General features: G+C 40.9%; 13 protein-coding genes. 7 read left to right on the forward strand and 6 right to left on the reverse strand.

Features of this window, described 5'->3' with window-relative positions; all coding sequences use genetic code 11:
• Positions 1-66 precede the first annotated feature (66 nt).
• The gene (locus A587_RS0114935) at positions 67-960 is read right to left on the reverse strand and encodes a LysR family transcriptional regulator (protein WP_017218235.1); all 894 of its coding nucleotides are present in this window, start codon (positions 958-960) and stop codon (positions 67-69) included.
• Between the two features lie 355 nt (positions 961-1,315).
• On the opposite strand from A587_RS0114935, the gene A587_RS0114940 reads away from it, so the two are divergent.
• Together A587_RS0114940 and A587_RS0114945 are read left to right on the forward strand one after the other, a co-directional pair.
• Entirely contained in the window at positions 1,316-3,985 is a 2,670-nt protein-coding gene (locus A587_RS0114940) for a leucine-rich repeat domain-containing protein (protein WP_017218236.1), read from the forward strand.
• A gap of 129 nt (positions 3,986-4,114) precedes the next feature.
• Complete coding sequence (locus tag A587_RS0114945) at positions 4,115-4,651, forward strand: YaeQ family protein (RefSeq protein ID WP_017218237.1); 537 nt, start codon at positions 4,115-4,117, stop codon at positions 4,649-4,651.
• A gap of 56 nt (positions 4,652-4,707) precedes the next feature.
• Here the strand turns inward: A587_RS0114945 and A587_RS0114950 are convergent, their stop codons facing one another.
• From A587_RS0114950 to A587_RS0114960, 3 genes are all read right to left on the reverse strand, one after another.
• Complete coding sequence (locus A587_RS0114950) at positions 4,708-5,997, reverse strand: hypothetical protein (RefSeq protein ID WP_017218238.1); 1,290 nt, start codon at positions 5,995-5,997, stop codon at positions 4,708-4,710.
• A gap of 12 nt (positions 5,998-6,009) precedes the next feature.
• Positions 6,010-6,504: a hypothetical protein gene (locus tag A587_RS0114955; RefSeq protein WP_017218239.1), complete on the reverse strand. Its 495-nt coding sequence runs from the start codon at positions 6,502-6,504 to the stop codon at positions 6,010-6,012.
• Positions 6,505-6,873: 369 nt separating this feature from the next.
• Positions 6,874-8,448: a lytic polysaccharide monooxygenase gene (locus tag A587_RS0114960; protein WP_026001005.1), complete on the reverse strand. Its 1,575-nt coding sequence runs from the start codon at positions 8,446-8,448 to the stop codon at positions 6,874-6,876.
• Between the two features lie 640 nt (positions 8,449-9,088).
• On the opposite strand from A587_RS0114960, the gene A587_RS0114965 reads away from it, so the two are divergent.
• Positions 9,089-9,577: a DM13 domain-containing protein gene (locus A587_RS0114965; protein ID WP_017218241.1), complete on the forward strand. Its 489-nt coding sequence runs from the start codon at positions 9,089-9,091 to the stop codon at positions 9,575-9,577.
• A 364-nt stretch (positions 9,578-9,941) separates the two neighbouring features.
• Here the strand turns inward: A587_RS0114965 and ahpF are convergent, their stop codons facing one another.
• Both ahpF and ahpC read right to left on the reverse strand, forming a co-directional pair.
• A complete protein-coding gene (gene ahpF / locus A587_RS0114970; protein ID WP_017218242.1) occupies positions 9,942-11,510 on the reverse strand; it encodes an alkyl hydroperoxide reductase subunit F in 1,569 nt (522 codons plus the stop codon).
• A 105-nt stretch (positions 11,511-11,615) separates the two neighbouring features.
• Complete coding sequence (gene ahpC / locus A587_RS0114975; RefSeq protein ID WP_017218243.1) at positions 11,616-12,185, reverse strand: alkyl hydroperoxide reductase subunit C; 570 nt, start codon at positions 12,183-12,185, stop codon at positions 11,616-11,618.
• A gap of 229 nt (positions 12,186-12,414) precedes the next feature.
• Here ahpC and A587_RS0114980 point away from each other — a divergent pair, with 229 nt between their 5' ends.
• The 4 genes from A587_RS0114980 (at position 12,415) to A587_RS0114995 (ending at position 15,515) form a co-directional block, all read left to right on the forward strand.
• Complete coding sequence (locus A587_RS0114980; protein WP_017218244.1) at positions 12,415-12,837, forward strand: DUF3429 domain-containing protein; 423 nt, start codon at positions 12,415-12,417, stop codon at positions 12,835-12,837.
• A gap of 130 nt (positions 12,838-12,967) precedes the next feature.
• Entirely contained in the window at positions 12,968-13,747 is a 780-nt protein-coding gene (locus A587_RS0114985) for a GGDEF domain-containing protein (RefSeq protein ID WP_017218245.1), read from the forward strand.
• Between the two features lie 174 nt (positions 13,748-13,921).
• Positions 13,922-15,004 (forward strand): methyl-accepting chemotaxis protein, encoded by a 1,083-nt coding sequence (locus A587_RS0114990; protein WP_010377853.1) that lies wholly within the window; start codon positions 13,922-13,924, stop codon positions 15,002-15,004.
• A 52-nt stretch (positions 15,005-15,056) separates the two neighbouring features.
• The gene (locus tag A587_RS0114995) at positions 15,057-15,515 is read left to right on the forward strand and encodes a hypothetical protein (protein WP_017218246.1); all 459 of its coding nucleotides are present in this window, start codon (positions 15,057-15,059) and stop codon (positions 15,513-15,515) included.
• The last annotated feature ends 72 nt before the right edge of the window (positions 15,516-15,587 follow it).

Consider the following 15,587-nt stretch of genomic DNA (forward strand, 5'->3'; position numbering starts at 1 on the left):
ACTGAGAGTAAACAATAAAACAGCAGTGTACGCGCATACTATGTCGCGTTTAGACTATTCTCTGAGTCATTCATATTTTAAGTAGGAAGTTAAGAAATCAATGAATACACGCACTTTTTGTGACTGCGCTTTATGATAGGGATAAACCGCATGGAGCGCATGGGGACTAATTTTCCAATCCGGTAACAATGGTAGTAATTCACTAGAGTTTATTTCTTTTGCAACAAACACTTTTGGAAGGATCATGATTCCAAGCCCAGCTAATGCTGCTTGTTTTAAAGCCAAACCGTTATTAACAGAGTAATTGCTCTTCTGAATGTTGACAACCTGAGTGTCGTCCTCACGCGAAAATGTCCACCTAGTTGCTGAAGAAGATAGACTATAAACCAAGCAATTATGCAATATCAGTTGTTGAGGACTTGTAGGTGTACCATATTGTGTTAAGTACGATGGAGAAGCGCAAAGGATGCGATCCATAGTGGTTAGTTTTCTGGACCTAAGCGTGGAATCTGTTAATGTTTCTCCTCCACGTATTGCGATATCAATCCCTTGTTCGACTAAGTCGATATACTGGTCGTTCATAACAACTTCTACCGATATTTCGGGGTACTGTTTCATAAATTCACAAATGGCTGGATTTAACATTAATATGCTTACCGACATTGGAATATTGACCCTTAAAAGCCCTGAAAGTTGCTGCGAAGACTCTATGATAGAAAGATCAGCACTAGCCCATTCATCCAAAATAGTCCTGACGTGGTCATAGTATTGCTGTCCGCTCTCAGTTACATGCATCTTACGCGTGGTTCTATGAATAAGGGGGCTTTTTAAATACGCCTCAAGTTCATTGATATTTTTACTTATCGCGGCCTTTGATAACGACAAATCATCGGCCGCCGCGCTAAAGCTTCCAAGCTCGACAACGCGCCTAAATACTGCAATTGCTTTTAGCTTATCCATATACCCATCCTAATTTTATAGCCTTCAGTCAGTGCGCTTCATGACACTTTGACATGGGCCTATCGAGAGAAAAAGTCTGCCGATTCAAAAATAATAAGCACTATTCTCACTGGAAGTCGACAACTTTTTCGCACATCTTCAGGAATGCCAACTGGTAGCGATAAAAATTCAGCCGACGCAAAATTTCACATGTTTTAGTAATATATCTATTTAATAAACAACATGTTAAAAAACATCCACATGATAATCAAAAAAGGTCAACTTATTTGTTAGTGCAATTATTGGAAACTAGTTTCCAAATAAAGTACACTCCCACGCCCACTGATTATTCAATAAAACAAAATAAGATATCAAGATGATTAAAAACACTATATACAAGGGAATCGTAGCCTCATTACTCACCTCCACTCTAGCAGCTTGCGGCGGTAGTGGCAGTGACAAAAGCGATACACCAGTCGCATCAACAAATAAAGCACCAGTAATTGCGACCATAGCACCAATTACTGCGATGGAAAGAGACTCAATCACAGCCGTTGCGACCGTAACTGATGAAGATGGTCCGATTGAAACTTTGCTTTGGGAGCAGACAGCAGGTACAACTGTTGAGCTAACAAACAACACTAGCGAAACGCTCGAATTTCGTGCGCCTGACATCAATGAAGCGACCACGCTAACATTTAAGCTAACCGCGACAGACGACAAAGGGGCCTCAAGCTCACAAGAATTAACTGTCAACCTAAGTGCTTACGCTCCACTTTCAAGCTTAACGATTTCAGACGCGGCGCTCGCGCAATGTTTATCAGATACACATCAGGATGTGGGCATTTCCATAGTTGAATGTGTAGACTACCCAGTAGCAACGTTAGCAGGGCTATCAGGTATTAGCGGATTATCAACCGTTTCTATTAAAAACGCAGAATTGAATAATCTCGACGAGTTAGCTCAAATTTCTACGCTCACGGTATTAAAGCTCGATAACGCGTTTGCCGCAGCTGAGAACAGCTCAAATAATGATGCACATTTAGAGCAGATTAGTAAGCTCAATACACTTGAGTCGTTGTCTATTGTTGAAGCCCAAGAAAGTGATAATTATAGTAAGCGCCTAGATTTTTCTTTGTTAGATTTATCAGGCTTTGAACAACTTCATACCCTTGAAATAGACAACTACAGTGACCAATATGAAACGATACAGCTCAGTGAACTTCCAAGTGATAAGCTCACTCGTTTGACCCTACGTTCTCTAAGCATTGATGATAAGAGTACCCTAAAACGCTTTAGTAACTTGCAGAGTTTATCTTTGACACACATAAACGATCTGGACTCACTGTCATTTTTAAGCGCCATACCTAACCTCACTGCATTAACACTTGATACTATCGAAGCCGCTGATTCAACGGCAATAGAAGCCAAAACACATCTCACAACACTCGTACTCAGCAGAACGCAGATTGAAGATTTCTCGTTCCTAGAAAAATTTAGTGAGTTGGAAAAATTGGGTCTTAGTACTTATCATAGCAATGTTGAGTTTGATATTGCGGACATCAGTGGTAATACGAAGCTGACCTCTCTGTCATTAAACAATTTAACCGTTGATAATGTCAGCAAGCTATCAACTTTTACGGAACTACAATCCTTATCTTTGGAAAGGTTAAACCTTTCTTCTCTTAGGTTTTTGCAAATGATGCCGAAGTTAACATCATTGAAGCTCAATCAGTTACGCAGCGTTAATGATCTAGGTTGGCTAAGTTTCACACCAAACCTAACCGAATTGTACATTCGTGAAATGGATAATAGCACAGATTTTAGCGCATTATCTGAGCTTGAAAATATGCGCGACCTCACCGTCTACAACGATTACTCAAACTTTGCACTAGATACGTTAAGTAAAATGCAAGAATTAGAAACACTTAACCTAGAAGTTAGTTTATTTGAGGCTTCAAATGAGGCAACGTTACCGAACTTAAAGACATTAAATGTAAAAAGTAACCGATATTCAAACATGGTGAACTTGACTAACTTTCCTGCGCTCGAATCAGCCGAGTTATTAAAAGAATACCATTATAGTAATGAAACAAAAATCACAACACTTGACTCTTTAGGTGTAAACACGAGCCTGAAATCGTTAAAGTTCAGCGGCTTTACAGAACTAGAAGATATCGCCCATGTATCTCAATTTGAAAACTTAGAAACTCTCTTTATTAACTATTCTCAAGCGGCTGATATCTCAGAGGTAGCATCATTAACTAAACTTAAGTCATTAACACTGAAAAACTTTTCTACGTTTTTTAGAGCTGACATGCTTGCCAGTTTAAACACACTGGAAAGGCTTGAAATAAAAAGTAGTGCCATTTATTGTGATGATGAGGAGCTATTAAAATCTCTTGATGGTGTAACAACTAGTATTTCTAACTATAACTGTATTATGAAGCCGGTCGATTTGAGCTTAATTACCGATGAAGCATTTAAGCAATGTATTGAAAAACGCGGATACCAAGATGCTGTACGTGATACCTCACTGTCTTGCGATGGCTCAGCGATTGAATCATTAAATGGAATTACACAGTTTGAAGCTATTAAGGCTTTAACACTAAGTGGCTCAGTGAACAGTGCGTTGTTGCGAGATCCTAGTTTAGCTCAGCTACACACCTTAAAAAGTCTAGATGTCTACTCTCTCACGGGGGCACTAACGGCTAAGGCTACACTTCCTCAATCATTGACCTCCTTTGAGTTAAATACAAATAGCCAAACCGTATATGACTTCGCGCTTTTTGGCTTGCCTACTACCTTAACGTATTTGGACTTGGATAGCACCAAGCTGACAAACTATGGTTCACTTAAAGATTACGCCGAACTTACCCGCTTAGAGTTGAACTATACCAACATTTCAGATCTGTCGCCGCTATTCAATTTGACCAATCTGAAATATTTAAGTCTGTATGGAAACCCAAATATCGACTGTGCTCAAGTAAGCAAACTAAAAGAGTCTTTGCCCAATATTTGGAATATCTCAAATAGCTGCAATTAGCTGCTAGGGCGTTAAGCAATTCAAATAAGCACAGTCTCATTGCGAGGCTGTGTTTCATTTCTACAATCACATTCTGTAAATTGTTATCTCAACCCGCTATACTGGCGCAAAAATTTTTTAAGCAAATTTATGGCGCTCAAATCTACTATTATTAAAGCCCAACTATCACTCAGTGATATGGACAGACATGTTTACCAAGACTTTAATTTAACGCTGGCCCAGCACCCTTCTGAAAACGAACAACGGTTAATGATCCGTTTACTTGCTTATGCACTAAATGCGTGTGAGGGACTAGAGTTTACTAAAGGTTTGTGCGCTGATGATGAACCTGAACTATGGGTTAAGAATTACAGCGAAGAGATTGAGCTTTGGGTTGAACTAGGACTGCCTGATGAAAAGCGCCTTAAAAAAGCGTGTAATAAATCAAAACAAGTGGTCCTCTATACTTATGGCGAAAATAATCAGGCGATTTGGTGGCAAAAACACCAGCCCAAATTATACGACTTTAAAAATCTAAGTATTTTCAGCTTGGATTATAGCGCGACTCAGGCTTTAGCCCAATTAGCAGATCGCAGTATTAAGCTTGCTATTACTATTCAAGATGGCGAAGTATGGGTAAGCTCTGATAGCGCTAATATTGAAATCAAACCACAACAGTTAATGTAATTTGTGATTACGTAGTAAGTGTTGTAGCCAACCAAAGGTGGCTACAACGTGTTTACCTACAACCGAGATGCGGCATCGTTTAGCAAATCAGCATAGGCAGAATCTGCACCTATTCGTTTGGCCTCTGCTCGCAAGTCATTGCTAATTCTTGCTCGGGTAAACTCATCAGTTAATAACTCATTTAGCTGATACGGTGAACGACTTATTAAAATAGCTTGCTCAAGTGGGCTTTTAGCTGCATTAATCTGTTGTGTATATATGCTCTCACTAGAGCGTTGAGCCGATGCACTCAATTTTGCCATCGCAATTGACAAGTCTGAATACAGCTTTACGGCATCGTAATCAAATTCAGCACTGTCGATGTCCATCACAGGAAGATCTCGTGCCAAAAATGCATTCACCGTTTGCTTAAACTCATGCGGAGCCTCATTCATAAACTCATCTATTCTGATAATATTAAAGAGATCTTGCCTTAGCGACTCTCGCTCTACCTTTTGTGACGGCTCATTATTAAGAGTTTGAATATATTGCGGCAAAAATTCAGTCCTTGATTGAGGGTTAGCTAATGCGAGGCGATTATAAATTCCAGCTTTTGTTGCTCTGATAGCATCATTTGATACGTTATTAGATTTATTTTCTGATATCACAAACTGGTCATCTATCAGTAGTTTGGCTTTCTCAAAAGGAAGATGACCAACAACAGCCTCAAGAATTGAAAAGCCTAATGCAGGATCTTCCACATTGGCTAGCTGACCACTAATTACATCGAGTAATTGCTGCTTTACTTCTGCTAAATGCGTGGCAGAAACTTTCGCCTCTTCTCCATTAACCAGTAAGATAGTCTCAAGTACATTTAGTAAGCCAAATTTTGCCCGCTCTGATGCACTTTCGAATAGCGAAATTAACTCATTGGACAGCTCAATAGGAGCAAACGTACTCATATATTCAAGCACATACAAGCCTTGCTCTGATTCCACGCCTAACTGCTGTACCATATTCCACAATATACTTATTTTATCTTTTCTTGATATATTCGGATCTTTTAATAGCTCTATTAGCTCAGCTTCAAAATCAAGCATGGCCTTTGTACCAAAACTATTCTTTAATGTTAAAGTAAGCGTATCTGCTAACTCTAACATTTTATTATTTTCTTTATCTGTCAATTTAACATCCATATCATAAAAATCGGGAAGTGTAGCTATGAGCTCTGACTGACTAACAAAAGGAACTGTCTCATTATTTTCTGCAGTTTTTTTTACTTCCTTTTCTGCTGTGGATACAAAATAAATGACAACAAAAAAAACAGCTAATAAAAGTAATGCTACATATTTTGCAATTAGTTTCATATCCACCTCAAATTATCTAGTGCTTGGGAAGCTATTATAAAGATTTCTCGGAGTGAAAACGGTAACTAAATTCTCGCCAGTAACCTTTTTGTATGAGTAGTTCACAAAAGTATCACAACGGAACTTTGCCTTCACTTTTACAAAACTACCATCTTTATATACCCATTTACCTTCTGTATATTGTGCTGTGATTGTATATTCTGGATCAAAGCTACGTTGTGCCCACCCAGCTTCAACGATTTCTCCATGCCTAGTACCTCGACCGTACTTCGCGCCCCAGTATGAGGAAGCACCTTTAAAGCTACTCAGCGTGTTTTTGTGAATAACAGTGTTATCATTCAATACTTCAAGTACTTTTGAACCGTCCCAGATCCCAACGTGCCCAGCCCAACCTAGGCCTGAAATTGATAGATCTCGAGCAACAACATCACCTACACTCGTTGGGTTGCCAGCAAAAGCTGTTGTACTTATAGCGAATAATAATGCACCAATAGATAAAACTTTCATGAAATTTCCTTTTAATTAAAAAACCAACAGAATAATAACATTGAAAACAAGAAATTCAACCCAACTACAAAAATATAAATTAAACACCTATAAATTTGCACCAATCTATAAATTGCAAAAGTGAAAACACCACAATAAATGTAAAACCCACAAAACCACAACAACACTTTTTTAGTAAGTTTAAAAATCCAGTTAAATAATGAGAAAATATTTTTTACAACCAAACTAAAATAAAACTACTAAAAAATTTTATATATTGCATTTTTATAAATTTAACGTCTGTCGAAAAGCCAACACTGCTACACTTGCATTTGAGATTAAGGTCACTGGCAGTGGTATCTACCAGTGATTTTTCAGCGGGGTTTTAGACTACAGCTTGCGCCATACTGAGTGCTTGTCTGGTTGTTGACCTTTGGTCCACCAGCGCGCTTGATATTCAACGCCTTGATAACTCACCCTGTCGCCGCCGGTATATGCCTTATTAGCATTCCATGTGTTACTTGCATCGGACTTGTCGACCAGCTCCCACGCATCACTTTGATCGGGCTTTTGACCTTTTACCCACCATTTAGCACGATAGCTTTTGCCCTGATACACTGCGGTATCACCAGCGGTATAAACTTGATCGGCACGCCACGTATCACCATTTGGTGGCGCGGTTTGGTTAGTCACTGTGATGGTAAAGCTAACGGTTTTTTCAAACGTGCCATCAGAAACGCTTACTTGCCCCTGATAGTCGGTATTTTGCTGAACCTCTGGCGCAGCCAGCGTGATAGTTGCACCGCTACCGCTATAGCTCAGTGGCGCAGGGATCTGCCATGCAAAGGTGAGTGGATCTTTGTCATCATCAAACGCATGAACATGAAGTGATGTGCTTGAGCCTTCTTTTAGCGTGATATCGGCGGGGGTATGAATCACAGGGGCACGGTTTTGTGGCTTAGCTAAAATTGCAAGGTTAAAAGTGTACTGGGTATCACTGACAAATAGCTGATTAGCAGCGAGTTGCGCAGCATCAAATACAATATTGCCGTCACTTTGTTGTACGCCAATTTGTAACGTATTCGCATGATTATTATTAAGTGTGCTAGCAAATTGCGCTGCCCAATGATTGATATTGCTTTGTGTTATCGACAGTTTTTCTTGTACCAACTCTTGGCCATCACCATCAAAAACACGTAGCCATACCGTATCGCCTACATTGGCCAGTTGACCCTGTTTGATAAAAAAGCCAGCAGACGTCCAACTTACTGGCTCAGTCGGTGTAGTATCTCGTACTATCGTGACGTCGCTACAATTGTAAAAACCTTCACCTACAACATCATCACGCTGCCAACGCGTATATAAGATAGCATCTCCGCTAAATTTACTCGGCACCGCAACCTGCATTTCATAATAACGTTTACCGTCTGGTGCGACGAAGAAGTCTACATTGCCATACTCTTGTACTAGCTCTAAATCTTGCCACGCTAGAGGCGTTGACTGAGTATCCGCTTCCGGTTTAGTAAGATAAAACTGCCAAAAGCTCGGGTTGTGAGGCGTTGTTGCACGAAATCTAACTTTAATTTGGTTTTGAGCATCTGGCGTTATCGCGGTTCTTTGCCACTCACTCGATGCGATATTCATGCCCGCTTTGTTTCTGTCGCCACCCGCACAAAGTTGTCTGTTAGGAACAGTAGCTTGTACTGCCTGCAGATTAAAATAATCGGGAACATTAGCTGCAAACTCATGCTTTTGAACAAACTGCACATGCTCAGATGCTAAGTAAGCGGCTCGACATGCCGCATTTGGAATATTGCTTCCATCTTTTGGCCACCAAAATCCGCCCTGCTCTTCACAGATCGCTTGTCTTGCCTTTGGACTATCCATATAACCATGTGCAAATGCGTTCGATGCTGCCAAGCCAAGTGCCATGGCAATACTGACTGTTAACATAGAGTTTTTCATTTTCGTCTACTCGTATTAGAGAAGTAACCGCCGCCACTTCGATTAAGATTAGAATGAGCGAGAGTCTATCGATGCTTGCCACACGAAATTTAACCTTGATCTGTGCACCTAAGTTTCGCACGTTGATAAACACAACTTATCTTGGTCGCGCCACTGTACTTCGACAGTAAAAAACAACGCTGTCATTGTTAACAAGTGATAAGTTCTTGCACGTCCATGGCATGCTCGCCTTCATTTTTTGTAATAAAAAAGTATCCAGGTTAATTTTATTGTAAGAATCAACTCGAATTCGAGGCATTTTACTCAAGCAAAAGTCAATAACAATAGATGAGATTATTAATTACATTCAGTACTTTATGATTGATTTAAAAAATACCTTTGCACCATAATTCTGGCCTAAATACCTGTTTAATTTGACTATTACAATAACCAAAACAATTGAAATACTTTATTCTCTAATAATTTACAATCAGAAGGGGCTACACTGTGTAAAGCTTTATCTACATTGGGTACTAAATTACATTTAATAAAAACACTTTATTCCTACCAAAAAGATTAAAAACAATTCTTTTTACGTAGTAGCTTTTTGTACTATAGCCTTATAATTTGGCTATACTTTGACTTTACTGCTTACTTGGAAATGATTTTGCGAACGCTATTTACGTTACTGTTGCTCATTTTGGTGTTTATCATAGGGCTTATTATGGGTGTGTACACTTTACCGATAATGACGCAACCTCCGGCGGCTAAGCACACAGAAATACTTGAGATCAGTAAAGCCGCAACATATAAAGGCCAATTCAAGAAGGAGCTTAAAGATTCAGACGCATTACACTACGCCATCGGAGAGATTTATTTTACGGATAACCACATTGCATTTGTGGGTGAGATAGCCCCAGGACCAGACTATCGGCTTTACCTCGCCAAAACATTTATTGAGACAGAAGCCGACTTTAAAGCACAAAAACACACCATGGTGGAAATTGCTAACATAAACCAATTTTCGCAGTTCGTTCAGCCCAAGTATCGCCAAGTTGATCTGGCCCAGTTTCAGAGTGTTATTATTTGGTGTGAACATTTTGAGCAGTTTATATCGGCAGCGTCATTACAACGCGTTGGTAGCGAGTAGGACTGAAGGAACTGTTTTACGAAACGATCTTGTGTTTCTTCACCGGAAGATAATCCACTCAGCTAGGCTAGTAAGCTCTCGCCGGGTAAATCGTCTCCCACAGCGCATTCTACACGTTAGAGTAGGAGCTGCTTTACGCAGCGATCTTGTGTTTCTTATTCAGCCAAAATCCTATTAGCTAAGCTAGTAACTGCTCGGCGGATAAGCCTCCTCCCACAGGGCATTCTACACGTTAGAGTAGGAGCTGCTTCACGCAGCGATGAATCTTCGAAATCTAAGCAAAAAAAGCCACACTGCTAGAGTGTGGCTTGGGAGCATTGCATGGGTGTATTGCTGCAATGATTCTTTCCTGTAATGCGAGTAATTAAGCGGCTTGCTCGTCGTCTTGCCCTAACCGAATTAGGTAATCAAAAGCGCCTAAACTTGCAGTCGCTCCACCACCCATCGCAATTATGATTTGCTTAAACGGTGTGGTGGTTGCATCGCCTGCGGCGTAAACGCCCGCCAGACTTGTCGCGCCCTTACTATCAATTTCGATTTCACCAAAGCGGCTAAGTGCAACTTCACTCGACTTTAACCATTCTGTATTTGGTACAAGCCCAATTTGTACAAAAATACCGGCCAATGATAGTGAATGAGCTCCACCGCTCACTCTATCTGTGTAATTCAAACCCGTTACTTTATTGCCGTCACCAACGACTTCGGTGGTTTGTGCATTTTTAATAATGGTGACGTTGGCAAGGCTTTTCGCCTTTTTAATCAGCACTTCGTCAGCTCTAAGTGTATCGGCAAACTCTAATACCGTGACGTGCTCTACAATATTTGCCAAGTCGATAGCCGCTTCTATACCCGAGTTACCGCCACCAATAACCGCGACAGGTTTCCCCTTAAACAACGGACCATCACAGTGCGGGCAATATGCTACGCCTCTACCCTTGTACTCGGTTTCACCGGGTACATTCATGCTTCTCCATCGTGCACCGGTTGCCAAGACTAGAGATTTGGCCCTTAATACCGCACCACTTTCAAGCGTGATATCAATGGTTTCACCTTTGTTAATTGCCGCTGCACGCTGGTTCTTCATCACATCAACGCCATACTGGTTAACATGTTCTTCTAACTGTGCAACCAGCTTAGGGCCTTCAGTTTTTTGCACTGAGATAAAGTTCTCAATACCCAAAGTATCTGCAACTTGACCGCCAAAGCGCTCCGCAACTACTCCTGTATTTAGCCCTTTACGAGCAGCATAGATAGCAGCTGATGCACCAGCTGGGCCGCCACCAACAACGAGCACGTCAAACACGTCTTTCTCGTTAAGTAAAGCCGCTTGTTTTTCACCAGCTTTACTATCCAATTTGAGTAGTATATCGCTCAGGCTCACTGCACCTTGGCTAAATTGTTCACCATTTAAGTACACGGTTGGCACAGCCATGATGTTGCGTGATTCCACTTCTTCTTGGAACAAAGCGCCATCAATCATGGTGGTGGTAATATTTGGGTTAACAGCCGCCATGAGATTCAAGGCCTGTACGACTTGCGGACAAGTTTGGCAACTCAGTGAGATGTAAACCTCAAAGTTCAATGCGTTATCTATATTCCTGATCAGTTCCAAATCGTCTGCCGATGCTTTAGTGGCATGGCCACCTGAATGCAATAATGCAAGTACCAAGCTGGTAAACTCATGTCCCATAGGCACACCGGCAAACGTAATTTCACTCTTTGTTTCAACGCCACGCACCACCATTTGTGGGATACGTTCACCTTCACTTGATTCAGATAAAGTAATTTTATCGCTCAAGGACGCTAAGTCTTGTGCTAACCCTTTTAGCTCTTGCGATTTTTTACTGTCATCAACAGTAATGACGAGTTCAATCGGACGTTGTAGAGAGCTAAAGTGGCTTTGTAGTTGAGTTTTAATTTGGTTGTCTAACATATAAGGTAACCCTCTGCAGAAACTACAGTAAAAATTCGCAAAAACGATGAATTTGATTCATCTTGACGGTTGAGATGGGAGTGCATGCAGCACTCCCCTGACAAATTAGATTTTGCCAACTAGGTCTAGTGAAGGCGCTAGCGTTTCTTCACCTGGCTGCCAAGATGCCGGGCAGACTTCACCATCGTGAGATGCGATGTATTGAGCAGCTTGTACTTTACGTACTAGCTCTTTAGCACTGCGACCAATACCTAGGTCATGCGTTTCGATAACTTTGATTTCGCCCTCTGGGTTGATAACAAAAGTACCGCGAAGTGCCAGACCTTCTTCCTCGATCATCACACCGAAGTTACGAGTAATACGGCCAGTTGGGTCACCAATCATTGGGAATTGAATTTTCTTAATGGTGTCTGACGCATCGTGCCATGCTTTGTGCGTGAAGTGCGTGTCTGTCGATACAGAGTAAACTTCTACACCCATTTCTTGTAGCTGTGCGTGGTAGTCAGCTAAATCGCCAAGCTCTGTTGGACATACAAAAGTGAAATCCGCTGGGTAAAAGAATACGATTGACCATTTACCTAGTAGGTCTTGCTCAGAAACTTCTACGAAGTCGCCACCATGGTATGCAGTTGCGTTGAATGGTTGAATTTTAGTATTGATTAATGAAGTGCTCATCGCTTTCCTCACTGTTGTTTAGTTTAAAATAATGTTGGCGATTACTGTTCGCCTTGGCTTGAGTACAAAGATAAAGGGAAGTGATGATTAAATAAAATGGATTGTTTGAATCACTGTAATCGGAAAAACCGATAATTCACTTTTAAATGATCAACTAATTCAGCATAAGAGTATAAAAATAAGATAATTACGGTATGATCCCAGCAATTAACTACAGCAGAGCGTGACTATGCACCCGTACTTCAATCATATTCAACTTGGTTACTTTGGCTTCGTTCCCTTTTTGGCTTGTATCGCGTGGACGCTAATGACAGGTGTATCAAGTGACGTGCTTCATGCTTTTCAGTTTTACAGTCTGGGGATTCTAGCTTTTATGGCCGGAAGTTTATGGCGTGCAGGTGAGCAAACCAACAAACAAGCGATACTGGCCGTGATTGTCGTGATCCCATACCCCTTACTTAGTATTGCAGCACCACAATGGTTGCTTCTCTATCTAGCTATCGCATATTGGCTTGTATATTTTATAGAGCGCAGTTCGTCTCGCTGGAGTGACTATCATAAAGACTATCAAAAAATGCGAACAGTACTGACTTCTCTCGTTTTTGTTAGTCATCTATTTATGATTGCTCAAGCACTTGAGTTAAACGCATAAGCGGCTTGCTTCTTAAGCTCAATTAACTATAACTAAAGATAACTGAAGCACCAGAAGCCAAAGTATTTTGATCAAAAGCGCGTTACCTCCCTTAGTTATATGGATAGCTATCATCTTTTTTGGTGGCTACATGTACTATATTGGTCACTACGAATACGAGAGCTACGAAGAGTTGTTCTGGTTCGGCATTTCTTTCACTTTATTCAATTTGATCACCAGAGAAATCGCTAATCCGTTCTTACGCCTTGCCCTACTTGTGTATTGTGCGGGCCTACTCCTTGATATTATTGATAATTTTACCGACGGTTTTTCCATTCCTTTACTTAATTTTGACACCTCTTTGAAAAATATCGGTTTTTTACTCATCAGCTTTGGTTTTTACTGCATGATCACCAATAAAAGAGCCAGCATTACAGAGCTAAAAAAAGAAGTAGAGAGAAGAAGGTTGTTAGAGGAGCGGATGCGCTATGAAGCTAACCATGATGCGATGACGGGTGTGGGCAGTCGTCGCGCATGTTTTGAAGGCTTGCAAACACATCGCTTTGATAATCAATGGCTACTCTACCTCGATTTGGATAATTTTAAGCAGGTGAATGACAACTATGGCCATCATATTGGCGACGAGGTTTTGATTAAGTTTACCCAGAATATGAAAGATTACTTTGGCTTAGACTACAGCTTTCGTATCGGGGGAGACGAATTTATTGCCTATATTAATGCGGTGCTTCCGGATACAGACGAAGTAAGAGCGGCATTATTAAAGGGATTACACGATTACAAAATTAACGTTAGTATTGGAATGGTTAAAGTTGACCCAGCTAAACAAGCTGATCTCATCATCCACGAAGCCGATGAGCATATGTATGGCGATAAACGCGGTAAATCACTCAGATCTAGTGCTAGAGGGTAACACCATTACACAGTTTTATTGATTCAATTTCAATGATGCTCAGCGCACCAAAATCCAACCACAATTCTACGCTAACTTCTCTAAATTTATAGCTTTTTTAAAACCTAAAGAGGTAGCACTATTTTCCAATGATTGCTAAGCTTGCGTTAATATCAAGTTACAAGGGAAAATAACGTGTTTGCAAAACTATTTACAAACAATGAAACCCAACAGGCCTTATTAGCCGCGCAACAAGAGATTGCCAGTTTAAAACATGCGAATGCGCAATTAATTGCTGAAAATGAGTCATTAAAACAAGAAGTTGTAAGTTCACAAGCTGCGCTCAATGATAATACTGACAATCAACTACTGCAGTGTGCATTGACCGGATTAAGCCAAGTGCAAGGGATCCGCGAAACTGTTCTTGCAAGCTTTATGAGTATTGAAGAAGAAAGCCATTCAATTGAGCAAGTAAACTCCGCCTTTTCTAAATCTGAAACCGCATTGCGTAAAATACTCGCAGGAATGGAGCAGCTCGGTGGCAATATGGACAGAATGACCACCAATATTTCCGGCCTATCACAAATGGCCGATAGCATTAATACCTTTGTTACGACGATTTCAAAAATTTCAGATCAAACGAATCTGCTAGCGCTTAATGCTGCTATTGAAGCCGCCCGAGCGGGTGAAGCTGGCCGTGGCTTTTCGGTTGTCGCCGATGAGGTACGTGCACTGGCAACCAACACCAATGAGTCCGCCAATGAAGTCTCCGATCTGGTCAAAAAGATCATCGATACGACTCATACAACCGTGAGCGCTGTGGAAGAAATTCAAGCGTCTAATATCACCCTATCTGACAGTATTGGACACCTAAACGATGAATACGAAGGAATAGTAAGTTGTTGTGACTCAATGAAAGACACCATTTTGGTTTCTACCACCCAAACTTTTATCCAGACAGTAAAGCTCGATCATGTCGTTTGGAAAGGAGACGTATACAACGTTATTATTGGCAATAGCCATAAAAATATCAGCGACTTTGCCGATCATACAATGTGCCGCTTAGGTAAGTGGTTTAGTGGCGATGGCGCCCAAAAGTTTGGCGGTCACAACGCGTTTAAACGCCTAGAAGCTCCGCATAAAGAAGTCCATAGAGCTGGTGTAGAAGCAATGAAAAAGTTTAAAGCAGGCGATTCTCAAGGCGCAGTAAAACAGCTTAACCAAATGGAACATGCCAGCGTTGAAGTAATGGACTTACTCGACCAACTAGGGCATTGATAAGAAGCACTACAAAGCTTTTCAATTTACCCGCTTAACGTAAAGGAAATCAATGCAATACCAGACTAAACGGATAATAGGTAGTATTTTCCTTTCAACATTTGCGGGTATTGCAATCTTTACCGCAGTTGCACATCTTTCGTGTATTTATTTGGGTGCTAGTTGCTATCGTGCGCAACTTGCCCCAGCAGATATTATCGACTCCGCCATCGCAGGCACTTGGTATGCGCCTACTGCAACCGTTTTTATCTCTGCATTATTTCTAACCACTGCCGCCTACGCACTTTCCGTCCTCAAGTGGATCAAACCATTACCCATGCTTCGCCCCGCCATCTTTACTATTTCAACGTTATGTTTAGTAAGGGGAGCAATTACACTGCCGCTAGCCATAGTTTTCCCTGAAAAAACCACCAGTTTTGCAATTGTGGCCGGAGGAATTTGGTTTTTGGCTGGTGTATTTTGTCTAGTTGGTTTTAAATTTATAAAGAATCAAGAAAAAGACAAGCAATGAACTGTAACCATTTAGCGTGTAAACACTAAAATAGTGTCCGAATTTATTGAACCACTACAGTTTTCAATACCT

This window comes from Pseudoalteromonas sp. NJ631, from assembly GCF_000276645.1.
GTDB classification, from domain to species: domain Bacteria; phylum Pseudomonadota; class Gammaproteobacteria; order Enterobacterales; family Alteromonadaceae; genus Pseudoalteromonas; species Pseudoalteromonas piscicida.